Source organism: Micromonospora sp. NPDC049529, assembly GCF_055586685.1.
Window position 1 is genome coordinate 50,848 of record NZ_JBVJHT010000016.1, and the last position, 26,191, is coordinate 77,038.

A 26,191-nucleotide genomic window follows, 5' to 3' on the forward strand; every position below is an offset into this window, starting at 1 on the left:
CGGCACCGGGCCCCACCGCATCGCCGGCGGGGCCCGGTACGTGTCCGGTCAGGACTCGGCCAGTTCGCGTCGCAGGGTGGCGCGCAGGGTTCGCACCTCCGGGGCGTCCAGCTCGCCGCACCGGTCGAGCGCCCGCTGGCGCAGCAGGCGGGCGTCGGCGGCCCGGTCCGGAGCCGCGTCGGCCAGCGCCGCGAGCGCGTACAGAGTCTGCGCCTCCCACCAGGGGCAGGACAGCGCCGTATACAGGGCCAGCGCCGCCCGCAGCGCCTCGGCCGCCGTGTCGATCTCGTCCAACGCCTGAAGCGCGAGCCCGTACCGGTGGATGGCGCTGGCCTCGCTGAACGTCGCGCCGCACCGGTTGAACACCCGGCGGGCGCGCGCGTACTCGTCAGCGGCCTCCCGCCAACGGCCCATCCCGGCCAGATCCGCCCCGAGACTCATCATCGCGCCGGCCCGGGCCACCGCCGTGCCGGTACGGCTGAGACCGTTGCCCTGGCCGTAGAACGCCAGCACGTCGCGGTGCAACTCGGCCGCTTCGGCGAACCGGCCGAGCGCGGCCAGCGCCCCGCCCTGCGCGCTCGCCGCACTGTGCTCGCCGAGGGCGTACCCGATCTCGCGGAACAGGCCCACGGCCCGGCGGCAGTGGTCGATGGCCGACCCGCCGCGGCCGATCCGAATGAGGATCGCGGCGGTGTAGGTCAGGGCCCACGCCTCCTCCCGGCGGTCCCCGATCCGCCGGGCCAGTTCCAGTGCCCGGCCCAGGGCGGCCAGCCCCTGGGTGTTGCGGTCCCGGCAGAAGTACCGGGCCCAACCCAGGAAATTCAGCAGTACGGCCTCGTCGCGAGGGCTGCCGGCGGCTTGGGCCGCAGCCACTCCCAGCGAGAAGATCTCGTCCCACGAGTGCCGGTGACTGTTGGCGTCGGAGTACCAGTGCAGTGCCCTGGCGACCGCGACCACGTCGGCGTGCCGACCGCGCCGGGCCGCCTCGCGCAGCGCGGCGAGCCAGTTAGCGGACTCCCGATCCAGCCAGTACGCCGCAGCCCGATCGTCGTCGAACGGGGAGTCCGCCCGCCCGGCGACCGGTTCGAACATCGCGCCGGCCTGCCGGGTACGCCGCAGCAGCCAGCCGATCATCTGATCGTGCGCCGCCGTCCGGCAGGCCTGCTGTTCCTCGGCGTCGAGGCGTTCCTGGGCGTAGAGCCGGACCAGGTCGTGAAACTGGTACCGGTCCCCCGTGCTCAGCAGGACACCGGCCTCGACCAACTCCTCCAGGGCCACCGCCGCGCTCTCCTCGTCGGTGCCGGCCACGGCGGCGACCAGCGCGGGTTCGAAGTCGGTGCCGGGAATCATCGAGGCGCGCCGGAACACCCGCGCGGTCATCGGGTCCAGTTGCCGGTACGAGACCTCGAACGCAGACCGGACGCCCAGGTCTCCAGCGGTCAGCACGGTCAGCCGCCGACGCTGGTCGCGGAGCAGGTCCACCAGCCAACCGACCGACCATTGCGGTCGGCTGGCGAGGCGGTTGCCGGCGATCCGGACGGCCAGCGGCAGCCGGCCGCAGAGCTTGACGAGCTGGTCGGCGGCGGCCGGCTCGGCGGCGATCCGGTCGGCGCCGACGATCGCCGCGAGCAGCAGGCGACCGGCAGCCGGGGCGAGCAGGTCGAGCGGCTGACGGGCCGCCCCGGCAAGACCGGTCAGCGGACGCCGGCAGGTGACCAGCGCGAGGCATCCCCGCCCGGCGGGCAGCAGTGGGCGTACCTGGGCCTCGTTTGCGGCGTTGTCCAGGACCACCAGCAGTGGCCGGTCCCGGGTGAGGGTGCGGAACAGACCACCCCGCTCGGCCGACGACACCGGCACCCGGCTGTCCGGCACCCCGAGCGAACGCAGCAGTCCGGCCAGCGCCTCGGCCGGGTCCACCGGTCCGTCCGGAGAGGCGCCCTGCAGGTCGACGAAGAGTTGTCCGCCGGCGAAGTCCGGACTGAGTCGATGTCCGGCCGCGACGGCGAGGCTGGTCTTGCCGATCCCCGGCGGCCCGTGCAGCACCACCACCGAGGCGGTGTCCGGCCGGCCGGCGGTGACGTCGGCGGCCAGCGTCGACAGCCGTTCCAGGATCTCCGCCCGGCCGGCCAGGTCCGGGACGGCGGCGGGCAGTTCCCCGGGTACGACCACCGTCACGAACTCGTACGGCACCGCCGCGCGGTCGTGCGGCTGCCGCTCGGCCCGGGCCAGGGCGACGAAACCGTCGCGATCCGTCCCGGCCAGCCGCAGGGCGTCGGCGAGCAGCACCACCGTCCGTCGTTGCGGGCTGCGTACGCGGCCGCGCTCCATCTCCCGGATGCCACGCACGCTGGACCCGGCCGCCTCGGCAAGCTCCTCCTGGGTCAGCCCCCGCTCCAGGCGAAGAGTCCTGAGCAGACCCCCGAACTGGTCACGCCGCACCTGACCTATGGGCATGCTCCCCCAACCAGTCAACGCCCGTACCTACGTAACGTGCGTCGATGCTCGCATATGCGTGACGAGAAACGGACCCAGTACACAGAGTGTGAGTATTGCCATGGCTAATCCGTGACGAGTCACCTGTTGTCCTCGCCGTACTCGCCGCGGATGGGTAGGTAGTAGGCGGGCAGGAAGCCGGCGATGATGGCGACGCCCGCGATCGGCACGAATGCGCCGACAAGGATGCCGGAGCCGATCCAGACCAGCGCGAGCGCGAATCGGCGGCCGATGGCTCGGACACCGAGGGTGCCGAGGCTGGAGTCCAGCAGTTTGGCGCGGCAGAGATGAGCCCAGATGATGTTGAACAGGGCTGCCGCCGTCCACAGTGTGGTGCCGTAGACGACGACCGCCGTACGTAGGCCCTGATCCGCGCGCAATGCGGCGGCGAGGAGCGACGTGGAGAACGGCAGGAACGCGATGACCATCAATAGCAACGTGTTGAGGAACAGGACCCCACGGTCGACGTGCCGGACGCGGTCGAACATGACGTGATGATTGACCCATACCTGCCCGATGAGCAGGAAGCTCAGCGCGTACGCCAGGTACGACGACCACAATGCCCCGAGGCCCTGCAGGAGGTGCCCGAAGTCCTTCGGCGGTTGGATCTCCAGCACGAGAAGCGTAACGGCGATGGCGAAGACGCCGTCGCTGAATGCCACCAGCCGCCCCGGATGGCGCGCGAGTTGCGGACTGTCGTTCCTGGGTGGCACGCCCAAATTATGCTACATGCCCGCTTTTGTCACGCTCGCCGCCACGGAAACCACGCCCATGATCAAGCCGTGCCCCTGACGGCGCATCGTCCACCATCGCGCATGACGCTTTCAGCGCCCCGATGCCCAGCGTCGGGCGAGCACGCCGGCGGCCGTCAGCGCGCCCGCCACCGCGAGTCCTGCCGCGGTGGCGGTACCGGCCCGCTGACCGGCGGTGGGGCCGGTAGGACGTTGCGCCATCTCGCGTTCCGGCTGTGGGCCGCCGTGGTCGCCGCGCAGACCCGCACGCAACAGTTCGGCCAGGTGGATCGCCTGGCGGCCGTTCGTGGCGCCCTGTTCGACCTGGGTACGGCAGCTGAAGCCGTCGGCAAGGATCACGTCGTGCGGGTTCGCGGCTCGTAAGGCGGGAAGGAGGGCGCGTTCGGCGCACGCCTCCGACACCTCGTAGTGGCCCTGTTCGAAGCCGAAGTTCCCGGCGAGTCCGCAGCAGCCGGAGTCGAGGAAATCGGCCTGTACGCCGGCGTCGGCGAGCACCGCCCGGTCCGCCTCCGTGCCGAGGATGGCGTGCTGATGGCAGTGGGTCTGGATCAGTGCGGTGCGGGGCACCTGTGGGGCCTGCCATCCGGGGCTGTGCTCGCGCAACAGCTCGGCGAGTGTGACGGTCTGCCGAGCGAGCTTCCGTACGTCCTGGTCGTCGGGGAACAGCTCGGTCGCGTCGGAGCGGAACACGGCGGTGCAGCTCGGCTCCAACCCCACGATCAGGGTGCCTTCGCGCAGCTGGGGCCGCAGCGTGTCGACCGTACGTCGCAGTATCCGTTTCGCTGTGTGCAGTTGCCCGGTGGAGATCCAGGTCAGGCCACAGCAGAGCTGCCGGTCCGGTACCCGGACCCGCCAACCCGCCGCCTCCAGGACCTCGACGGCGGCCTGGGCCACCCCGGGGTGGAAATGGTTGGTGAAGGTGTCCGGCCACAGCAGCACCTCACCCCGAGACCCGTCGCCGCCGGGCTGCCGCCCGGCGAACCAACGTTGGAACGTCCGCTCGGCGAAGATCGGTAGTTCACGACGCTGGTCCACCCCGGCGGCCATTTTCACGATCCGGGCCAGACCGGGGGCGTGCGCCACCGCGTTGACCAACCTCGGCGCCAGCGATGCCACGATCGAGGCCGCCGGCAACCAGCCCATGGAGTAATGGGCGCGCGGCCGCAGCCGACCCGCGTAGTGATGGGAGAGGAACTCCGCCTTGTAGGTGGCCATGTCGACGTTGACCGGGCAGTCCGCTTTGCAGCCCTTGCAGGCCAGACAGAGGTCGAGCGCATCGTGTACGGCGTCGGACCGCCAACCGTCGGCGATGGTGCCGCCGCGCGCGCTGCCGTCGAGCATCTCGAACAACAGCCGGGCGCGGCCCCGCGTGGAGTGCTCCTCCTCCCTCGTGACCATGTAGGAGGGGCACATCACGCCGCCGTGCTCCCGGCGGCATTTCCCGACCCCCACGCACCGGAGCACGGCGTGGGCGAAGCTGCCACCATCCTGGGGATAGCGGAACACCGTGTCGGTGGGCCCGTGGTCGTAGTCGACACCGAGCCGTAGGTGGCTGTCGAGCGGGTATGGCGGCATGACCTTGCCCGGGTTCATCCGGTCTTCCGGATCGAACACGGCCTTGAACTGCCCGAAGGCGCGCATCAGCGGTTCACCGAACATCTTGGGCAGCAGTTCCGCCCTGGCCTGCCCATCACCGTGCTCCCCGGAGAACGAGCCGCCGTACCGCAGGACGAGGTCGGCCGCGCGCTCAACGAACGAACGGAACTGCCGTACGCCCTCGGCGGTACGCAGCTCGAACGGGATCCGCGTGTGCACACAGCCCTGGCCGAAGTGCCCGTACAGGGAGGCTTGTTCGAAGCCGTACTCCCGGTAGAGCTGATCCAGGTCGCGCAGGTAGTCGCCGAGATGGTCCGGCGCCACCGCGGAGTCCTCCCAGCCCGGCCAGGCGTCGTGCTCGCCGGGTACGTGGGCCGTCGCGCCGAGTCCGGACTCGCGTACCTCCCAGAGCTGCCTCTCGTCCGCCTCGTCCTCGAAACGGTGCACACCCGGGCCACCCGCGCGGCGCATAGCCTCGGCGAACCGGTTGGCGGCGGCCTCGGCCTCTTCCTTCGTGTCGGCCCCGAACTGGGCGAACAGCCACGCGCCCCCCGGGGGCATTTTGTGCAGGGCGGCGGGGTGCAGGTCCTTGCGCTGCTCGAAGCGGAACAACTTGTCGTCGATACCCTCCAGCGCGATCGGGTCGAAGGGCAATATCCGCAGTACGTCGTCACCGGCACTCGCGAAATCGGGATAGCTCAGGACCACCAGCGACCGGGCCTTGATGGCGGGCAGCAGCCGCAGCCGCGCGCGCAGCACGGTGACCAGCGTGCTCTCCGAACCGACCAGCGCACGGGCGATCTGGAAGCCTCGTTCAGGCAGCAGACTGTCCAGGTCGTACCCGGACACCCGCCGTGGGATGTCCGGGTAACGGGCCCGGATCTCGTCGCCGTACTCGTCACGCAGTGCCCGCAACCGCCGGTAGATCTCCGCGCGGCGGCCGCCCAGGCGCTGGATCTCGGCGTACTGTTCGTCGCTGGTCGCGCCGACCCACATCCGGGTGCCGTCGTAGAGCAGCACCTCCAGCTCCACCACGTTGTCGACGACCTTGCCGGTCCGCTGCGCGGTCGCACCACACGAGTTGTTGCCGATCATCCCGCCGATCGTGCAGTGATCGTGGGTGGCGGGTTCGGGGCCGAACTCCAACCCGACCGGTCGGAGCTGCTCGTTGAGCGTATCGAGCACGATGCCCGGCTCCACCAGGCAGGTTCGCTGATCCGGGTCGACCTCCAGCAGACGATTGCAGTATTTCGACCAGTCCAGCACGACCGCGGTGTTGGTGCACTCTCCGGCCAGGCTTGTCCCGCCGCCACGGGAGACCAGCGGGGCGCCGTATCGCCGACACACCGCCACCGCGGCCACGGCGGCGTCGACGGTCCGGGGCACCACCACCCCGAGCGGGACCTGTCGGTAGTTCGAGGCGTCGGTCGAATAGGCCGCGCGGGAGCCGGCATCGAAGCGCACCTCACCGTCGACCATCGCACGTAGGTCCGCTTCGAGCCCCCGCAGGTCGACATCGACGGCGGGCGCGGGTGGCCTGACGATCGGCTCGGGCAGGAAGACCGTGCTCATGAAAGCTGCTCACTTATCGTGTTCCGCGCGACGACGGCGACGGGTCGCTCCACTGCTACCTCAACTCGCCGACCATAACCGAACCTTCGGACACTTTTCCCATAAAGTTATATCTACAGCAAGAGCCCGCACTCCAGGCACTTATCGCAAGATCGCTCGCTGTGGCCGCGCGGGCACCCATGCTCGAAGTCGACGCGGTTCGTGGTCCGGGTACGCCTCGCGACGGCCCGGCCCGTCGACATTGACGAGCGCCCCCGTACGGGTCAGCGGAATGCTCGCGGGTCAGGCGGCCTTCAGTTCCGCCGCCCCGAACGAGACCGCGAAGCGTTTGCACCAGATCGAGACGCTGCGGAAGGCCGCCGGATCGATCGACGGCGGCAGCTCGTACACCTGGTCGCCGCGATTGCCCTTGAGTCGCGCCACCTCGAACCACTCGCCATCGTCGAACAACCGCCAGCCTGCCGTACCCGCGACCACCCGTTGGTCGGTCAGCCATACCCTCAGGTCCGGCCCGTTCGACGTGTCGAGATCGTGCAGCACGAGCAGGTTCGGGCCGTCGGGCTGTCGGACGATCTCCGCACGCCCCGTCGTCGCGTGTTCGTGCGTGATGAAGACCCCTGCGGCCAGTACCTCGTTCCCGGCCGGCGCGGCGGACGCCGGAGCAGCCGTGGCCGTGCCGGATGCGCCGGGTGCGGCCTTCGTCGTCGCCAGCGCAACGGGTAGGGCGTCATCGACATAGGTGTCCGTGACCAGCTTCCACGGCTGGAACCAGTAGAGGCCGAACGCCGCCACGATGCCGAGAAGCACCACACCGGCCCAGGCGAGCGGTGACCGGAAGACCCGTTTCAACATTCGTCGAGAATACGGCGACGGCACCGACGGAAATGGCCACAGTCATTGCGAGAGTCTTACGGCGCGACGTTCCGGTGAGATGGGCGGCGTCGACCGGCTTGGTCACACACGACCGGGCACGCCACGCCCGCTCACCCGCCGGTCAGCCGCGCACCCCGCTGCTGCCGGCGCAGGGCGTGACGGAAGACATCGGCGCCGCGTACGCGTGTCACGGCCGGGTCCAAATTCCATGTCGTCGGTCGGCGGGGTGTCCTCCACTTCCGCCATCGCGAGCTCGATCCGATCCGTGCGAATCCGTGCGTCGCGTCGTTCGCGTCGCTCCGCGACCTCGTCGCTCGGCTGACGCGGGCGCCCGTACCCACCACCGCTCATGGCGAGAAAGTGCTGCGACTATGGGACAGGCTTTCAAGAGCCAAGTGGCCGGCACGCCTTACCGCTTCGGGTGCCGAGCCCCGCGACCAGTCAGTATCCGCTCATGCCGCCGACCGCGCGTCGCGTAGCGCCCGCAGCGCAACGATCAAGCCAACGCCGGTCGTGCCGATGAGCTCGCGGCGCTAGGGTCTCGGGGTGATGCCAGGGCGGAGGGGCCGGATTATCCTGCTCAACGGCGCTTCGAGCTCCGGCAAGAGCAGCATCGGTCAGGCACTCCTGCCGCTCCTGCCCGACCCCTGGTTCCTCGTTCCCGTTGACGCGGTCGGCGCCATGCGCTCCACCGTTCACACTCGTGTGCTCGATGACACGGAGGTCCGCGAGATGCTGAGGAGAACCCGTCTCGGCTATCACCGAGCGGTGGCTGCACTCGCCTCCGCGGGAAACGACATCATCATGGACTATCCGTTGAGCGAGCGGTGGCGTGTGAACGACCTGCTCGATGTATTGGAGGGATACGACGTTACACTCGTCGAGGTTCGCTGCTCTCAGGAGGAGCTCGACCGGCGCGAGCGAAGTCGCGGAGATCGGCCCATCGGTCTGGCCCGTTCCCAGAACACGGTCTACGCGCACGGCGAGTTCGACATCGCCGTAGACACCACAAGCACCGGTCCTGATGCCTGTGCAACCGCGATCGCAGAGGCACTGGGCGCTGTCCCGTCGCCAAAGGCGTTCGATCGGCTCCGCCGTCGTGACATCTGACTGCCCACTCATGCCGGGGTGTGGACATCACTTTCGCCGAGCCCGCGAACGCGTCCGCACCCTGATCGCGGTTGCCGACCGTTCCGCTAGATCGATAACCATGTTGGACAGATGGGGCAGGAGTGTCTTCTAAAGTACCGAGAGCACGGCTCAGATATTGGTAGTCCACCGGACATCGTCACATGATCAGCGACAGAGTCGGTGCGGGTAAGGGATGGTCACCGGCCGGCGGTCGGCGTACCACCGGCCGGTGACCGTACCGGGTGGGGCGGGCGGCTCCGGCCCACCCGGCGGACCGGGACGACATGGCTCGGTCAAGAATCGTGACCGACATAGGCGCCGAGATGCTCTGCACGTGGGTTCGGTCCAGCGGAGCCTCAAGGACCGTCGTACCGAATCAGCTCGTCGTGCAGGTGAGGTTGGTCGGTGGGGTGTTGGCTCCGTTCGCGGTGGCGACAAAGCCGAGGGTGGCGGACCCACCCGCGGGCAACGACCCGTTGTAGTCGACGTTCGCCACCGTGACGTTCGCCCCGCTCTGCGTGTACGAGCCGTTCCACATCTGGCCGATGACCTGTCCGTCGGGAAAGGTCCAGGACACGGTCCAGCCGCGGATCGGGGCCGAGCCCGCGGTCACGGTGACCTCGCCCTGGAAGCCGCCCGACCACGAGTTCGTCACTGCGTACACCGCCCGCGCGCCGGACGGCGAGGCAGTGCTGGTGAGGGTCGGTGACGGTGACACGCTGGTCCGCGCCACGCGGTAGGTGTGACCGGCGCGGACGTTGAGTTGGACGACATCTGCCTCAGGTCGCGTGGTGGTCGGTGTGCTGCCGTCGGTGACGTCGACGAGCGTGAAGCTTCCCGTGAGGAGCCGAGCCCTGAGTTTCACCACGCCGTCGCGGTCCGCCCGCATCCGGATCTCGTCGGCCTGGCCGCTGGTCCAGGTCATGCCGATGGTGTATCCGCCTCGACCTCGCAGTCCTGCGACCTGCCCCGTGGGCCACGCGGTCGGCAACGCGGGCAGCACGTGCAACTCGCCGTTGTGGCTCTGTAGCAGCATCTCGGTGATACCGGAGGTAGCACCGAAGTTGCCGTCAATCTGGAACGGTGGGTGCAGGTCGAACATGTTCGGCGCGAGCCGATCGGTTCGCACCAGGTCCCGGACGAGCTTGTGGGCGCGGGCGGCTTCTTCCATCCGGGCCCAATAGTTGATCTTCCAGGCGAGGGACCACCCGGTTCCGTCGTCGCCGCGTAGCTCCAGCGTCCGGCGCGCGGCCTCGTACAACTGCGGTGTTCCGCGCCTGGTGATCTGGTTGCTGGGGTGCAGCCCGTACAGGTGGGAGATGTGGCGGTGGTTCCGCTCCGGCTCGATCCAGTCGGCGAGCCACTCCTGGATGTTGCCGCGTGAGCCGACGCGCATCGGCGGGAGCCGGTCCTTTGCCGTGCGCACCTGCGATCGAAATGCGGTGTCGACGCCGAGAACCTCGCTGGCTCTGGCAGCGGCCTCGAACAGGTCGCGCAGGATCTGGTTGTCCATCGTCGGACCCGCGCATACGCTGACGTTCGCGTGGTGAGCGAGTTCCGGCGAGTTCGACGGGTTCGTGACCAGGTATCCGAGCGTCGGATGGGTGACCAGGGTGTCGAGGAAGAACTGGGCGGCGCCTTTCAGAGCCGCGTAGTTGGACCGGAGAAACTCGACGTCTCCGGTGAACAGGTAGTGTTCCCAGACGAGGGTGGCCAGCCACGCGCCGCCGGTCTGCCACATTCCCCACAGGGCCCCGTCGACGACCGAGGCACCACGCCATCCGTCCGTGTTGTGGTGGGTGACCCAGCCGCCGGCCCCGTACTGGGCCTGGGCGACCCGCGCCCCGGTCACGGACAGGTCCTTGACCATCTCAAAGACCGGGAGCATGCACTCGGCTAGGTTCGTGGTGTCGGCGGGCCAGTAGTTCATCGGCAGGTTGGCGTTGATGGTGTACTTCGAGTCCCAGGGCGGTGCCATCGACTCGTTCCAGATGCCCTGCAGGTTCGCCGGTTGAGTGCCCGCCCGCGATGAGGAGATCAGCAGATATCGCCCGAACTGGAACAGCAGGGCGGAGAACTGTGGGTCGTCGGTGCTCGCGTGTTGCGCGATCCGTACGTCGGTCGGCTGGTCGGCCGCGGCTGTGCGGCCCAGGTTGATGGTCACCCGGTTGAACAGCCCCTGGTAGTCGGCAAGGTGGCGACTACGCAGCTGATCGAGGCCCACGTTCCGGGCGGCACCGAGGCGGGCACGTGCGGTGCCCTGGTAGTCGCCGTTGACGGTGCGGTAGTTCACGTAGCTGGAGCCGATCGAGATCAGCAGGGTCACGCTCGTGGCACCGGCCACCCGCAGCGTGCCGCCGGAACTGCTGACCGTGCCGCCGGTTGCGACAGCATTGGCCAGGGCGAGGAACCGTACCGAGCCGTTGACACCCTCCATGTTGCCGGAGACGCCGTCGATGGCGATGGTCGTGGCGTCCGGGCTCGACATGCTCGTCCGTTGAGGACTGTCGAAGGTGGCGTTGAACGTGATCGAGCCGGCTCGGTCGGCGGTCAGCCGGATCACGATCACCTGGTCGGGTGCGCTGGCGAACACCTCACGCTGATACCGGACACCGTTGAGCACGTACGTAGTGGTGGCGGTGGCAGTGGTGAGGTCGAGCGTCCGGTTGTACTGTGACACCCCGCCGGAGGAGCCAAAAGCCAACCGAAGGTTGCCCACGGGCTGGTAGGCGAGCTGCCCGCCCGGGGTTCCCATCATGGTCTGATTGATCAGGTCCTGCGCCTGGGTCCACTGGTCCGCGAAGACCTGCCGCCGGATCTCGGCCAGGGCGGCCGCGCCCCGGCCGTTGGCGGAGTCGTACGGGCCGCCGGCCCAGATGGTGTCCTCGTTGAGCTGTAGCCGCTCGGTGTTGACGTTGCCGAACACCATGGCGCCGAGGCGCCCGTTGCCAATCGGCAGCGCGCGAAGCCAGTCGGTGCCGGCCTCCTCGTCGTACCACAGCGCCATATCGCCGGCGGCGAGCACCTGCGGCGGCGGCACCGAGCCGGCCCGGGCGGTGGCGCTCCAGGCGGCCGGCAGCAACGCGGCTCCGGTCCCCACGGCCCCAGCCCTGAGCACATTCCTTCGTGTCACCTTCGGCATGCCTGTCTCCAAGCCGGTCGTAGGGGGGCACCCGCGGCCCCGAGGGGAGACGCGACGTCGAACCCCGGCCCAGGCGTCGTCATGTCCGGGTCCACCGCTGGTTCGCGCCGGTGTGGCAGTTCCAGACGATCACGGCGGTGCCGTTGGTCGTGGCGGCTCCGCTCACGTCGAGGCAGAGGGTCGGCGACCGCACGCTGCTTATCGTGCCGTTGCCGTTGTGGGTCCACCGCTGGTTGGTGCCGCCGTTGCAGTCCCAGATCTGTACCTGCGTGCCGGCGGTCGCGCTCACCGGGATGTCCAGACACTTGCCGAGGACCTGGAGAGTCTGACCGCTCTGGCTGAGCATCTGGTTGGCATTGTTGTGGCAGTCCCAGATCACCATCGCGGTCCCGTTCGTCGACGACCCCGAATTCACGTCGAGACACCGGCCGGACGATTCGCCGCGCAGTCGGAATGTCGGCTGTGGCTCGACCGTCCCGCCGCCGCTCACCCGGTAGACCACCGTCCCGTGGGCGGGGACGTTGGCGGAGATCGTGCCCGACGTGCTGGTGGTCGCGTTCGTCCACGCGTCGAGCAGGCTGAACGAGTTGCCGGTCTTGCCGACCGCCGCCGCCGTCGTGGAGACGGTCGTGGTGGAGCTGCCCTGGTTGAACAGGGCCACCGCGACGTCCCCGTTGGAGAGCCGTTTGGCCAGCACACGCCTGGTCTGGTCGTTCGACACCTGCACTGCCTGGAGGGCGAGGGAGTCCTGGTTGACGGCGATGAGGTGCTGGTTGCGCAGGATCGTCAGGGTGGCCGAGTCAGCGGAGCGCAGGTCGTTCCCGGCCATCAGGGGCGCCGCCATGATCGCCCAGAGGGCGAAGTGGCTGCGCATCTCGGTGTCGGTCATGCCGCCCCGACCCACTTCCAGCATGTCGGGGTCGTTGAACGACCCGGGCCCGGCGTACGAGGACAGTGGGACGTTGACGTTGACGATGTTCTGGATTCCCATCGGGTATCCGTTCGTCTGGCCGCTGTTCCACGTGTTGGTGATGTCCTCGGTGGTACGCCACAGGTTGGCGACATCGCCCCAGTTGCGCATCGGCCCGGTCTTCTCGTGGATGCTGTTCGAGTTGATGCTGTAGACGATCGGCCGACCGGTCGCGGCCAACGCGTCGCGCATCTTCGCGAACGCCACGACCTGGTCGTTGATCGATCCAGCGGGCGAACACCAGTCGTACTTCAGGTAGTCCACGCCCCACGCGGCGAACTGCCGGGCATCCTGGACCTCGTGTCCGAGGCTCCCGGTCGAGCCGGGAAAGGCGTCGAAGTACTGGGCGCAGGTCTGGTCCATGGGCGACTGGTAGATGCCGAACAGCAGGCCACGGGCGTGCAGATAGTCACCCAACGCTTTCATTCCGCTCGGGAAGCGACTCGGATGGGCCTGTAGGTTGCCCTGTGAGTCCCGGTTGGGGTCGAACCAGCAGTCATCGACCACGACGTATCGGTAACCGAGATCGCGCATCCCGTTGGTCACCATGGTGTCTGCCATCTGCCTGATCAACGTCTCGTTGATGTTGCAGCCGAACGTGTTCCAGGTGTTCCAGCCCATCGGCGGAGTACGAGCCACGCCGTTGTCGAGTGCCCATGCCGATCGTGGCGAGTGCGTCCCGACGACTGCCGCGGACGCGGCCACCACCACCAGGCTCAGGACTGTCAACCATCGCGATTTCCACTGCATTTTGCCTCCTCACGCGCCGATCGACGGCGCGCACCAGCCGTCTCGGAGCGGTCGAGTTCTCAACCCAGAAGAGTCCCCGCCGAACCGGTACGCGCACATGAAAGCCGAACCAGGACGCCGGGGCCCGGCGGTCCTTCAGACCTCAACTGACGCGCTGGAGGCGCCAGCGGTTGTCGGAGCTGGCATTGTCGGCGTCCTGCACGACCTGCGCACCCCAGGCGGCGTTCCCATTGAGGACGCCGAGAACCTTGCCACTGTTGACGTTACGGATCTTGTGAGTGCCGTCGCCGTTGTCAGTCAGTGTCCAACGATGGTCGGCGGTACCGTTGTCAGACCACTGCAACACCACGGCGTTGTCGGCGGTCGACATGTTCTCCACTCCGAGCACCTTTCCGCTGTTGACGTTTCTGAAGCGAACAGCGTTGCCGTCGGCCACCATGACCCACTGGTGGTCGGCGGTCCCGGTGTCTCCCCACATCACGGCCAGACCGCCGTCCGTGGTGGACATGCCCTGCACCCCGAGCACCAGGCCGCTCGCCGCGTTGACCAGTTTGTACGTGTTGCCGGTGCCGCCACCCGAGCCGGTGTTCCAGTAGACGGTGTAGTTGAAACCATGCGCGTCGCGGAACGGCACGAGGTTGACCGTGGACCCGTTCGCGGTCGCGGTGAAAGTCAGCGCGCTCGCGCTGGTCCGGGTGATCGAGGAGACTGTCAGCGCGGGTAGCGAACCGACGGTGGAGTTGCCGTAGTTGCCACACAGCACCTCCGGGCCATAGGTGATCGCCTGGACGTTGGCATTGTCGTTCGCCGCCTGCATGATGACGCGCATGGGCAGACGTACGGTGATCGTGTCACCTGCGGCCCACGTCCGGGTGATCGTGGCATAGCCACCCGTCGCCACGCTCTGCACCTGACCGTTGACGCTGATCGTCGCGCCGTTGGTCCACGCGGGAATCCGCACCCGGATGCTCCACGATCCGCTCATCGTGCCGCCGAGCGTCAGGGTCGTCGTGTCGCTGGCCGGATAGGCGGTGCTCTGCGTGACCGTGATGCCCCGTTGCGACCAGGTCAACACCGACGGCACGAACAGGTTCACCGTCAGCGTGGTGCCGTTGTGGAAGTAGATGGAGTCCATCAACTTCGTGTTCGTCTCGATACCGGCGCCCTGGCAACACCAGAACGTGGTGTAGTCGGTGCTCCAGGTGCCGCCACCCCAGGCCGGACCCACGCCCCGACGACCGCCGGGGTTCAGCGGCGTGAAGTAGGTGATGTGGCCGTGACTGTCGGCCGGGTTCTGGGCGCCGACCAGATGGTTGACCAGTGCCCGCTCGTAGTAGTCGAAGTAGGTCGACTGGGTCGGGTCGAGCAGCCACAGTTCCCGGGTCAGCTTCAGCATGTTGTAGGTGTTGCACTGTTCGCAGGCGTCGCTGCTGAGGTATCCCGCGATGGCGTTCGGCGGACGGAAGTGCTCCGCCTGACTGTTGCCACCGATGACGTACGTGTGCGCGTTGACGGTGAGGTTCCACGCGTTGCGGGCGATGTCACGGTAGCGGGTGGTGCCGGTGGCCTTGTATTCACGCGCGGCACCCACCCACTTGGGCACCTGCGTGTTCGCGTGCAGCCCGCTGAGCTGGTCCTGGTTGTTGGCGAGCGGGTTGAAGACCGCGGCGTGGTCGAACCGCTGTGCGGCGGTGAGCCAGCGAGCGTCGCCGGTCTGCTGGTAGATGTCGGTCAGCACGGCGTTCATTCCGCCGAACTCGGTGCCCAGCATCGCCTGCATCTGACTCGCGGTCAGCCGCGCCGTACGGGTGTCGACCCACCCAGCGAGCGCCAGCAACACCGTACGCGCCTGGGTGTTCCCGACGTACCGCCACACGTCGAGCAGCCCCGCCAGTGTCTTGTGGATGCAGTAGTAGGGAACGTTGCCGTTGTTCAGGGTGCGCGCCTCAAGAGCGGTGAAGTCGGACTCCGGGAAGCCGGAGAGATAGCCCGCGCCGAACCCGGCGGCTCCGTTGTTCGCCTGGCACCTGGCCATCTCGGCGACCATGTAGTTGGCCTTGTCGCGGCACGTCGTGTCACCCAGCACCGCATATGCCTGGGCCCAGGCGGTCAGGAAGTGCCCCTGCATGTGGGTCCGGAACGGGAACGTGGGGGCGTCCCAGCCGCCGGTCGCAACCGCGCCGTTGGTCGACAACCGGTGGTTGGCCCGAAAGTTGTAGAGCAGCCGCTCCACGTCCACGAATCGCAGGTAGTTCAGCGTGCGGGTCTGGTTGTCCAGGAACCGCCCGGCGGTGAGCCGAACCTGACCCAGCGCAAACGGGTACGCCGAGACCCCGATGTCCGCGCGCACCGGCGGGAGTTCGGCGGCCATCGCCGGGCGTGAGCCAAGGAGTTCGGCACCGGTCGCCGAGGCCAGCACACCGCCGGCTGCGGCGCCCAGTACGTGACGCCGGCTGAGGCGCAGGGATGACATGAATCCTCCAGAGTGCTTCGCCGGGGACGGGTGGGACGGAGCGGAGACAAACGCCGACCCCTGCCTCACGATCCTTACGAAAGTGAGCGCTAACATGTGTCGTACATGTTACGTCCGGTCGCCCTTACATTCAAGAGAGTCAGTACGATATCCCTCTTCGCGACGGTGATTTTGCTGGCCAGGACCGGCTTGACACCCGCACATCAAGCGGATCCGGCGCACCGGCAGCGTCTGACATCCCGTGAGGCCGACAGCATCCTTATTATCGTTAACATCCCAGGATCCATGCCTTCGGAGGTCACCGCGTACCCGGTTGCCGGCGAGCGTTGCCCTGGCTGGGTTCACCACCGGAGGGTGAACCCGCGACGAGCACGGACTCCCGGCCCTCCTGCCGACCCTCCTCCCGAGCGCGGGCGACCAGCCCGGCCAGCCGCCGTCGGCGGTGCCAGGCTGTGGCCCGCAGGCCGAGGAGCAGCGCGGCGAACAGGATCAGCAACGCGAGCTGGGCCCACGGTAGGGCCCAGGTGGTGACGCTGGCGGAGACCTGCCGGAGGTCCGCGTCGGCCTGGTCGTCGCCGAGCAGGGTCGGGGTCGTGGTGACGGTTGTTCGTAGGCGTCCCAGCGCCCAGACGCCGTCAACGCGGATTTTGGCCTCCCGGCTACCGCCCGGAAGCAGTTCCTCGACGTCACCGGTGGCGTCGTGACTGGTCAGGCCGAGGATGTCGGAGACCGCTACCCGGCTCCTTCCGGTGACCCAGGCGTTTCCGTCGTTCGTCACGGTGTAGCGGACCCGAACCGTGCCGCCCGCGAAGGGATTCCACGACGGGGTGTAGATGGCACTCAGGCTCTGGACGGGCAGGGCCGCCTGAACGGTGCCGTTGACCCGCACCATGACCCGGAATCCGACTCGACTCTCGACGTTGACCGTACCTCCGGTGCTTGTGACGGTCGCGGCGATGCCGGCCGGGTGGTCACCCGGCGTGGCGCTCCGGGGCACGGTGATGGTGAACGGCACCACCTTCGTCTCGTTGGCGCCGACGGTGACCTTCCCCTGCACGTCGATCCAGGTGCCACCGTCGACCGAGGGGCGGTCGGACGGCAGCATGTTGAAGCGGCCCTTGTCGGTGAGGTAGGCGTCGGCGGCCTTCAGCGCGAAGACGACGGCGGTGCGGCTGAAGTTTCGTACCGCCAGGTGTTCGGTCACGACCTCTCCCGGGTCGAGGCTGGTGTTGATCCACCGCCGCTCGTCCGGCCCGCTCGGGGTGGCCGGCTGGACCGTCCAGGTCAAGGCTTTCGGGTCCGGTTCGGCCGCCGCCACGGTCGGCGAGGTGGCAGTCGTGAGGATCGCGGCAGCGAGGATGGTGAGCGCCCGGCGCAGCGGGGTGACGGTCATGACGACGGCCCTTCGACCCAGGCCGGCGGGGGCCTGGTCCAGACCCCCGCCGAACCACTACTCGAACAGGGAGAGCGTGAGCGTGGAGCTGTACTCACCGGCGGCGACGTCCGCCGGGGTGCGCAGGTACAGGTCGGCGTTGACGGAGTACGAGTCGCTGGCTACGGCCTCGGAGTCGAAGGCCGAGACCAGCAGTTCCTGGTCGACCAGGCCGACATTGTTGCCGGGCAGGGTCTCCTCGTCGAGGACGGTCACGACCTCTTCGCCCTCGGTGACCAGGCCGGTGTCACCGCCGTCGAGCAGGCGCGGCTTCCAGCCGAAGTGTTCGGCGCTGATCGGATCCTGGCCGGAACCGCCGTCGAAGTCGGTGGCGCTGCCGAGCACGGCCCAGCTCGCACCGTCGGGCACCTCGTCGGCGACGCGGGTGTCGGTGACCGTCACGGTCGGCAGCGTGCCGACGAACTGACGAACCAGCAGGGTCGAGCCGTCCTCGGCCAACGCGACGGCGTCGCCGGCGATCGACAGGGCGAGCACCCCCGGTTCCCTGATCTCGGCGATGTCGACCGTCACCCGCACGCCGGCGTCGTCGCCGGGCTCGGCGACGGCGGGCGACGGCAGCACCGCAGCCCCGGCCAGAGCGGCACCGACGGCGCAGGCCGCGAGCACCTGCCGTCGTTTACCTGTGTTCATGTGATCTCCGTTGTCATCGTTGGTTGACAGGGGACGTGGTGGGCCTATTCGCCGCAGGTGACGGCGGGATGCTGCACGGTGCGTACGGTCGTCACGTCGCTGCCTCCGAGAGCCCCGGTCACCCGGACCGTCACCGACCCGGCCGGCACGGACGCGGCTCGCGTGTTGAACGACTGGTACACGTTCGACCCCGGCGCCACACCCTCGAACGACCGCTCCCCGTACGGGGTCTCCAGACTGATCCCGACCGAAGCGTCATGATCGTTGCGAGCCTGCACCGCCACGTACGCCCTGCCACCCAGGCACCGCGCCTGCGCGGTGACCGTGACGGGCAGTTCGGGCTGGCCCGTCGCGGCTTCGAAGGCCCAGGAGTCGATCTCGAAGAGGTCGACGCCGGTTGGGCCGGTGAAGGTGAAGTAGACGTCGTGCACGCCGCTCACGCCGTCGAGCTCGGCGGTCACCTCGGCCCATTCGCCGGACGGTGTGTCGACCGGAATCGTGCCGACCACGGGGCCGGTGAGCTGGTCCAGCCGTACCTCGATACGCGCGCCGGCCGCGAGCGCTCGCACCTTTGCCGTCACGCTCCGGGCGCCGTTGTCGCCGAAGTCCACCGACGACAGCGCGGTCCAGTCGCCGTTGTCGATGTCGCGCACCACCAGGTTCGGCGCCGCGGCACCGAACTGAGCGGAGCCGCCGTCGACCTTCCGGGTCGAGACACCCTTGCTCCAGCCGAAGGTCTCGGCCTCGAAGACACGGTACGGGTCGAAGTTCCGGACCTGGTTGACGCCGGCATAGGTGCCGACGACCTGCTGGATCGTGCCGTCCGGGTTGAAGGTCAGCTCTTGGATGTGCGGGCTGCGGTACCCCTGGGTGGTGTTCCCGTTGATGCGTTTGTTCAGCGTCGGAGCATGGTAGGTGAAGTAGTATTTGCCCTCGAACTCGAACACCGACTGGTGGTTGTTGCCACCGGTGCCGGCGCCGAAGAACTGTGACTGGTTCGGGAACAGCACGCCGGCATAGGCCTCCTTCGGCCAGGACATCGGGTCGTCGGAGATCATGTACCCGATCTGGCCGCCGCCGGGGTAGCCGGGAAGCGGCGTCTGCGGGCCGCCGAAGTCGTTCCCGCCGAAGTGCGAGGAGTACGAGAAGTAGTACCTGCCCTCGCGCTTGAAGACGTGGCCCGCCTCGAAGGCGACGGGAGCGTCGACCACCGCGGCCGATCCCTCGGTCGAGACCATGTTGTCGCCGAGTTCGATCGCCCGGATGTTCTTCGGGTTGTTGAAGCGCTCGGCTGGCGGCATGCTCGTCGACGCGGGACCACCGCCGAAGTAGAGGTACGGCTGGCCGTCGTCATCGACGAAGGGAGCCGGGTCGAACTTCCACGCGACATCCTCGGCACCGGGAGTACTGCCGTTGATCAGCGTGCTCGTACGCTCGCTGATCCACGGACCGAGCGGCGACCCACCCGTGATCACGTTGCTGGAGCCGCCGCCGTTGGCGTAGTAGAGGAAGAACTTCTCCTCGCCGTTCACCACCTTCTTGGTCATACCGGGCGCCCACGAGTTGCCGGTGAACGGCGCCACCCCGTTCGGGCCGGCGACCTGGATCTCGCCGTGATCCGTCCAGTTCACCAGGTCCGCGGAGGAAATCACCGTGATCTGGTTGATGTCGCCGTAGTTGATGCCCGGCGAGACGCCGGTGACGGGGTCGGGAGCGTAGCCCTGGGTGTCATTGGTCAGGTACATATACACCCGGCCGTCGTGCACGAAGCCGAATCCATCGGCACCGAACTTGTGCCCGATCAACGGGTTGTGCTCCCCCGGCAGCTTGCCGACGACCTCGATCGTCTTCGACGGCGCCGCCGGTGGCGCGGCGCCGACCACCGAGACGTCATCGAGCTTGAAATCCATGAGGTGCAGGTTCGGGTCCGAGGACGGCGTGCTCGTCCAGGGTGTCTCGAAGAACAGCCGCGCCGTCGAGACGTTCTGCGTCGCCGGAATCGTGAACGTTCCGTTGAACTGCGCCCACTGGCCCTTTGTCGCGACCACGCTGACGAGGTTGGTGTAGGTGGCAGCGCCGTAGTGCATCGTGGCGAAGAACTGCTTGGTCGCCGGCCCGCTCGGGTTCTCGTACTTGATGCGGGCCGTCAGCACGTAGGTCTGCCCCGCCTGCACCTTCCCGCTCAGGTCCTGCATCGGACCGGATCCGGTCGTGGTCCGGCTGGCGACGAGCGCGGCGCCCTGACCGGAGTAGGCGTCCGAGGTCACCGACAGTTGGCCGCCGTCGGCGGAGTTCCCGTTGTTGACGAACCAGTTCGCCAGGCCCCCCTCGAACCCGCCGTTGACAATGAGATTCGTGTCGGCGGCCTGGACGGGTGCCGTCCTGGCGAAGATCCCTGCGGCCAGGACCATGCCGACCGTCGCGATCACCGCGACCCCTCCTCGGGTCGCCCGTCGCATGTGTTGTTCCACGAGACATCCTCCTTCATCTCTGACTGGGTCATCGGTGTACGGGAGACCGTTGGGAATGCGTCCTCGGGCGGCTTCGGATGCGGGTCGGCCGCCGTCACCGGCTCGACCGGTGAGGTGAGGACTCGCGCCGGGGTTATCCGCCGCAGGTGATGGTGGGATGCCGCACGGTGCGTACGGTCATCACGTCGCTGCCTCCGAGCGCCCCGGCCACCCGGACCGTCACCGACCCGGCCGGCACGGACGCGGCCCGCGTGTTGAACGACTGGTACACGTTCGACCCCGGCGCCACACCCTCGAACGACCGCTCCCCGTACGGGGTCTCCAGACCGATCCCGACCGAACCGTCATGATCGTTGCGAGCCTGCACCGCCACGTACGCCCTGCCACCCAGGCACCGCGCCTGCGCGGTGACCGTGACCGGTATCGCCGCGAGCACGCCGAGCCGGGCCAACCGGTAGCTGAGCGCCCGCTCCGGCGCGTCGATCTGGTTCTGGGTGCCGAACCGTCCGGCCCGCGCCGACCTGGCCTCCGCGAGAGCGGACTGCGTCGCGGCCCAGGCATCCGCCGGGTAGTGGCGCCCGTCGAGCGTCCCCGCGTACGCGATGGCCGCGTCGAGGGCGCTGGTGTCCAGCGGCCGGGCCTGCGCGGTCAGCGTGTCGCTGAGCAGGTAGTGGTCGAAGTCGACGCGCCCGCCGGTCTCCTGCGTCGCGTAGTTGAACAGGCCGATCCGGTGACCCATGAAGTGCGCGAGGCTGCCGTCCAGAGTCTGCGGGCCGACACGGCTGCCCAGCCGGGTCCACTCCAGCCCGTCCAGGCTGTAGTAGAACGTCGTCCACAACTGACCGAGCGGCGAGGCGAAGTCGAGATCCGCCTTGACGTGCACCTCGGTCGCGTCACCCAACGAAACCGTCGTGCCCGGCACGAAGGCCTCCAGCGTCGACTGGTCGAGGTCGACCGCGAAAGGCGAGACCCGGTTGACCACGCCGACCGTGTTGACACCGCCGACGCGCTTGACCGCCACGTACGAGAATCCGCGGTTGTAGGCGGCCAGGCCGGCGACGTCACCGTTCTTCATCCCGGAGACGTCCATCCTGGTCTCCACCGACTGCCGGGGCCCGAAAGTCCGCTGCGAGAGCGTGTTACGTGCCTCCTCGAACCAGGCCAACTCGGCGCGGTTGGACAGTTTGGTGTAGACGTACTGGCCGGTGACGAGTCTGCCGGTCGTCAGCCGCAGCCATCCGTCCCGGTCGGTGAGCGACCAGTGGCGGTTGTCGGGAGCGTGGTTCCACTCCCACGCCAGGTCCAGCCGCGATCCGTTGGGGGCGATCTCGGCCTCGGTCGGGTACTCGGTCGTTGACGGCTGCCCGACAATCGAGACGTCGTCGATCAGGTACTCCACGCTCGACGACGGCGGCTGCGGGTTCGCCCACGGGGTTTCCACGGCGAACTTGACAGTGCCGAGGTTGGCGGCCGCCGGTACGACGTACCGTCCCGACACCGTCGTCCACTGCCCGGTCGACACGTCCCCGGACGCTTCGTACCCGGAATTGGTCGGCAGTTCGACGCCGATGAGCGACTCGTCGACATCGGGTGGCTCCGGAATTGTCCACTGCTCGTCCTGGTAGGCCTTCCGCGGCGCGTCGTTGGCGAAGTCGTCGGAGGCGACGATGCTCTTCTGGCGCTCGAAGACCTCCTCCTGCGGGCTGAGCCGGATCGGCTTGGCGAACACGCCGTTGACCGGCACGACCCCGTTGGCGCCGAAGGTCGGCCATCCGTCCTGCCAGACGGCGGGGATGAGTGCCGGAATCCGCCCGGTCGGGAACGTGTCACGGAAGAACATCCCGTGCCAGTCGGTCGCACCGCCGTCGCGGGCGATCGGCACCAGGCTGCCCTGCGCGAAGCCGTTGGAGTTGAGCACCCCGCGCGCCTCGTAGGTGTTCACACCACCGGCGGAGGTGTAGCGCCCGAGCAGTTCCCTGGAGCGAAGCATGACGACCTGGCGTCCCTGCCCGGACGGCCAGGTGATGATGACGGCGTAGTACCAGCCGTCGATGTGGTAGAACTGGGCGCCCTCGAACAGACCGCCGATGAACGGCTGCCCCGCGTAGTTGCTCGCCGTGAAGATGTTCGGGTAGTCCTGCTCGATGGCCGTCAGGCCGGCGTTGAGCCGTACGGCGCTCGTTCCGCCGGATCCGTAGAAGATGTACGGGGTGCCGTCGACGTCGAAGAAGAGGGACGGGTCGTGGAGACCACGACCGAGTGGCGTGCGCTGCCAGGCGCCGTTCTCGATGTCGTCGGTGCGGTAGAGGTACGCCCCACCGAGGTTGTTGGTGTTGAAGGCGACGTAGAACATGCCGTCGTGGTAGCGCAGCGACGACGCCCACTGACCTTGGCCGTACGAGTTCTGGCCGTTGCGCAGGGAGAACGCGTCGCCGATGTTCGCCCGGTCGAAGACGTAGTTGACGATCTCCCAGTTCACGAGATCGTAGGACTTCATGATCGGCGCACCCGGGCTCAGGTGCATGGTCGTGCTGATCATGTAGTAGATGTCCCGACCCTCGTCGTTCTCGCCGGCCGGTACGCGCTCCACGCTGATGTCCGGCACGTCGGCGTTGATCAGCGGCACCGCGTACGTGCCGGCGCCGGTGTCGGTGGAGGTGTACGACGATCGGGGCGACCACCCTTCGGCAGCGTGCGCCACGGCGGGTGTTGCCACGAGGCTGGCACCGAGCAGGACGCCCACCGTTGCGAGCGTGCGCAGTGGGCCGGGCCGGCGAGTGTGAACCGTGGCGCCGATCCGTGCCATCACGGTCACGACACATTGAAGCGCGACATTGGGGCTGTTCAACGATGATCTGCGGTGGGGCCTGGGGACACGCGAGCGGATCGACACAGCCAAGGCGAGCTCCAAACGCGAGAGCGGCGTGAAGGCCATCTTGTTATCGCTAACAATGCCTGTCAAGAGCATCTATGAAACGTGCCCGAAGTATCCCCGTAATACCGTGTACCCATCCACCGGCGACGACGCGCGCGTTTTCCCACCCACCGGTGTCGCCAGGGAACACGGCCGCGCGGTCGCGGTGCGGCCGGCTCCAGCGTCAGCTGGCCGAGCCGGCTCGGCGTTTGTTGTAGACGTCGAAGGCCACGGCGACGAGCAGGACGAGACCCTTCACCACCGACTGCGTCGACTGGTCGACGCCCATCAGCTGCATACCGTTGCTCATGACCGCCATGATCAGACCGCCGACCATCGCGCCCACCACGGTACCCACTCCCCCGGTGACCGCCGCGCCACCGATGAAGGCGGCGGCAATCGCGTCGAGTTCGAACATGTTGCCGGCTGCGGGCTGGGCACCGTTGGACCGCGACGAGTAGATGACGCCGGCCACCGCCGCCAGGAAACCCATGTTGACGAACATCCAGAAGTTGACGGTGCGGACCTTCACCCCCGACAGCGCCGCCGCGGAGAGGTTGCCGCCGATCGCGTAGACCTGACGGCCGAAGACCGTACGACGGGTGAGCAGGCCGTAGACCAGCACGAGCACCGCCAGGACGATCAGTACGATCGGCAGCCCACGGGCGTGCGCCAACTGCCAGGCGAAGTACATGAGGACCGCCCCGACCACCGCCACCCGGGCGACGAACAGCGGAAACGACTCGACGGGCTGCTGGTAGCGGATGCGCGCGACCCGGGTACGGAAACCGCTCACCGCGTACCCGGCCACGGCGACGACGCCGATCAGCAGCGTGAAGGCGTCGTAGCCCTGCCCGCCGAGCAGTCCGTTGAGGAATCCCGCCGCGACCCGCTGGTACTCGGCCGGGAACGGCGACAGCGAGATGTTGTCGAGCACCCGCAGGGTCAGACCGCGGAACAGCAACATCCCGGCCAGGGTCACGATGAAGGCCGGGATGCCGGCGTACGCCACCCAGAACCCGTGCCAGGCGCCGACCAACACGCCGACCGCCAGCGCGGCCAGGATGCCGACCCACCACGGAAAGCCCTGCTGGATCACCAGGACGGCGGAGACCGCCCCGGTCAGCGCCACCACCGACCCGACCGACAGGTCGATGTGCCCACCGATGATCAGGATGACCATCCCGATCGCGAGCACCAGGATGTACGAGTACTGCAGGACGATGTTGGTGATGTTCCCCGGGCTCAGCGACACCCCGTCGGTCAGGATCGCGAAGAACGCCACGATGACGACCAGGGCGACGTAGATCCCGCTCTGCCGCAGGTTGTTCAGCACCAGGGCCCGCAGGTCGCTCGTCCCGGTGTGCAGCGCGGCGGCCGGCGCGCCGTCCGGAGGCGTCGGACGCTCCGTCGAGGGGGTCTTGATGCTGGTCATCCGACGAACTCCTTGTCCTTGGTCATCAGCCTCATGAGGCTCTCCTGGGTCGCCTCGCCCACCGGTTTCTCACCCGTGATCCGGCCGGCGGCGAGGGTGTAGATGCGGTCGCACATCCCGAGGAGCTCCGGCAGCTCGGAGGAGATGATGATCACCGCCTTACCGTCGGCGACCAGCCGATTGATGATCTGGTAGATCTCGTACTTGGCACCGACGTCGATCCCGCGCGTCGGTTCGTCCAGGATCAGCACGTCCGGGTCGGTGAAGAGCCACTTCGACAGGACAACCTTCTGCTGGTTGCCGCCGGAGAGCTTGCCGACCACCGTCATCACGCTGGGCGCCCTGATGTTCATCTCCCGCCGACTCGCCTCGGCGACCTTGATCTCCTCGTTGCCGTTGACCCAGCCCAGGCGGGACAGCCGGTCCAGGGCGGCGGCGGAGACGTTGCGGCAGACATCGTCGATGAGGTTCAGTCCGAACCGCTTGCGATCCTCGGTGACGTAGGCGATGCCGTTGCCGATCGCCTCGGCGACGGTACGGGCGCCGACCTCCCGCCCGCGCACGAACAACCGGCCCGCGATGTCGCGGCCGTACGACCGGCCGAACACGCTCATCGCCAGCTCGGTCCGCCCGGCCCCCATCAGCCCCGCTATCCCGACGACCTCACCGGCGCGAACGGACAGACCGACACCCTCGACGACCAGCCGGTCCTGGGTCGGGTGCCGCACCGTCCAGTCCTCGATCCGCAGCACCTCCTCACCGGGCGACGACACACGGTCCGGGTAGAAGCTGTCCAGATCGCGCCCGACCATGCCCCGAATGATCCGCCGCTGGCTCACGTCGTCGGCTCGCATGTCGAGGGTCTCCACGGCGCGCCCGTCCCGGATGACCGTGGTCGAGTCGGCGATCGCGGTGATCTCGTTGAGCTTGTGGGAGATCATGATGCAGGTGATCCCCCGGCCCTTGAGCTGCCGCAGCAGGCCGAGCAGGTGAGCCGAGTCGACGTCGTTGAGAGCGGCGGTCGGCTCGTCCAGGATGAGCAGGCGCACCTTCTTCGACAGCGCCTTCGCGATTTCCACCAACTGCTGCTTGCCCACGCCGAGCTGGATGACCGGGGTGACGGGGTTCTCGTCCAGCCCGACGGACGCCAGCAGCTCCGCCGCCTCGGCGTTGGCCCGGTTCCAGTCGATGAGCCCACCTCGGCCACGGCGCTCGTTGCCGAGGAAGAGGTTCTCGGCGATCGACAGGTGCGGCACCAGGGCGAGTTCCTGATGGATGATGACGACGCCGTTGGCCTCGCTGTCCCGGATGCCGCGGAACCGCATCGGCTCGCCGTCGAACAGGATCTCGCCGTCGTACGAGCCGGCGGGGTGAACACCGGACAGCACCTTCATCAGGGTGGACTTGCCGGCGCCGTTCTCGCCGCAGATGGCGTGGATCTCTCCCCGGCGCACGGCGAGGCTGACATCGTCCAGCGCGGTCACTCCGGGGAAGGTCTTCGTGATGCGACGCATCTCAAGGATGGTGTCGTCCATG

14 protein-coding genes are annotated in these 26,191 nt (G+C 68.2%); 1 reads left to right on the forward strand and 13 read right to left on the reverse strand.

Going from position 1 to position 26,191, the window contains the following annotated elements:
• Positions 1–48: 48 nt before the first annotated feature.
• The 4 genes from ACZ6QQ_RS26420 to ACZ6QQ_RS26435 form a co-directional block, all read right to left on the reverse strand.
• Entirely contained in the window at positions 49–2,439 is a 2,391-nt protein-coding gene (locus ACZ6QQ_RS26420; RefSeq protein WP_465879905.1) for an ATP-binding protein, read from the reverse strand.
• 134 nt (positions 2,440–2,573) lie between these two features.
• Positions 2,574–3,206, reverse strand: a complete 633-nt coding sequence (locus tag ACZ6QQ_RS26425; RefSeq protein ID WP_465879906.1) for a TMEM175 family protein — start codon at positions 3,204–3,206, stop codon at positions 2,574–2,576.
• A gap of 111 nt (positions 3,207–3,317) precedes the next feature.
• Positions 3,318–6,413 (reverse strand): FAD-binding and (Fe-S)-binding domain-containing protein, encoded by a 3,096-nt coding sequence (locus ACZ6QQ_RS26430; protein WP_465879908.1) that lies wholly within the window; start codon positions 6,411–6,413, stop codon positions 3,318–3,320.
• Between the two features lie 282 nt (positions 6,414–6,695).
• Positions 6,696–7,265, reverse strand: coding sequence for a DM13 domain-containing protein (locus ACZ6QQ_RS26435; RefSeq protein ID WP_465879909.1), 570 nt, complete (start codon positions 7,263–7,265; stop codon positions 6,696–6,698).
• Positions 7,266–7,835: 570 nt separating this feature from the next.
• Here ACZ6QQ_RS26435 and ACZ6QQ_RS26440 point away from each other — a divergent pair.
• Positions 7,836–8,396, forward strand: coding sequence for a chloramphenicol phosphotransferase CPT family protein (locus ACZ6QQ_RS26440; RefSeq protein ID WP_465880046.1), 561 nt, complete (start codon positions 7,836–7,838; stop codon positions 8,394–8,396).
• Positions 8,397–8,793: 397 nt separating this feature from the next.
• Here ACZ6QQ_RS26440 and ACZ6QQ_RS26445 read toward each other — a convergent pair whose 3' ends face one another.
• The 9 genes from ACZ6QQ_RS26445 to mmsA form a co-directional block, all read right to left on the reverse strand.
• A complete protein-coding gene (locus ACZ6QQ_RS26445) occupies positions 8,794–11,559 on the reverse strand; it encodes a glycosyl hydrolase family 95 catalytic domain-containing protein (RefSeq protein ID WP_465879911.1) in 2,766 nt (921 codons plus the stop codon).
• Between the two features lie 79 nt (positions 11,560–11,638).
• Positions 11,639–13,279, reverse strand: coding sequence for a glycoside hydrolase family 27 protein (locus ACZ6QQ_RS26450; RefSeq protein ID WP_465879912.1), 1,641 nt, complete (start codon positions 13,277–13,279; stop codon positions 11,639–11,641).
• A 142-nt stretch (positions 13,280–13,421) separates the two neighbouring features.
• Positions 13,422–15,752: a beta-L-arabinofuranosidase domain-containing protein gene (locus ACZ6QQ_RS26455; protein WP_465879914.1), complete on the reverse strand. Its 2,331-nt coding sequence runs from the start codon at positions 15,750–15,752 to the stop codon at positions 13,422–13,424.
• Between the two features lie 298 nt (positions 15,753–16,050).
• Positions 16,051–17,145: a COG1470 family protein gene (locus ACZ6QQ_RS26460; RefSeq protein WP_465879915.1), complete on the reverse strand. Its 1,095-nt coding sequence runs from the start codon at positions 17,143–17,145 to the stop codon at positions 16,051–16,053.
• A 57-nt stretch (positions 17,146–17,202) separates the two neighbouring features.
• The gene (locus tag ACZ6QQ_RS26465) at positions 17,203–17,835 is read right to left on the reverse strand and encodes a hypothetical protein (RefSeq protein ID WP_465879917.1); all 633 of its coding nucleotides are present in this window, start codon (positions 17,833–17,835) and stop codon (positions 17,203–17,205) included.
• Positions 17,836–17,879: 44 nt separating this feature from the next.
• On the reverse strand, positions 17,880–20,306 hold the full coding sequence (locus ACZ6QQ_RS26470; protein ID WP_465879918.1) for a family 43 glycosylhydrolase: 2,427 nt from the start codon (positions 20,304–20,306) through the stop codon (positions 17,880–17,882).
• A gap of 133 nt (positions 20,307–20,439) precedes the next feature.
• On the reverse strand, positions 20,440–23,049 hold the full coding sequence (locus ACZ6QQ_RS26475; protein ID WP_465879919.1) for a glycoside hydrolase family 43 protein: 2,610 nt from the start codon (positions 23,047–23,049) through the stop codon (positions 20,440–20,442).
• A gap of 355 nt (positions 23,050–23,404) precedes the next feature.
• Positions 23,405–24,655 (reverse strand): multiple monosaccharide ABC transporter permease, encoded by a 1,251-nt coding sequence (gene mmsB / locus ACZ6QQ_RS26480; RefSeq protein WP_465879921.1) that lies wholly within the window; start codon positions 24,653–24,655, stop codon positions 23,405–23,407.
• Entirely contained in the window at positions 24,652–26,190 is a 1,539-nt protein-coding gene (gene mmsA, locus ACZ6QQ_RS26485; RefSeq protein WP_465879922.1) for a multiple monosaccharide ABC transporter ATP-binding protein, read from the reverse strand. The genes mmsB and mmsA overlap by 4 nt, the downstream gene beginning before the upstream one ends.
• Between the last annotated feature and the right edge of the window lies 1 nt (position 26,191).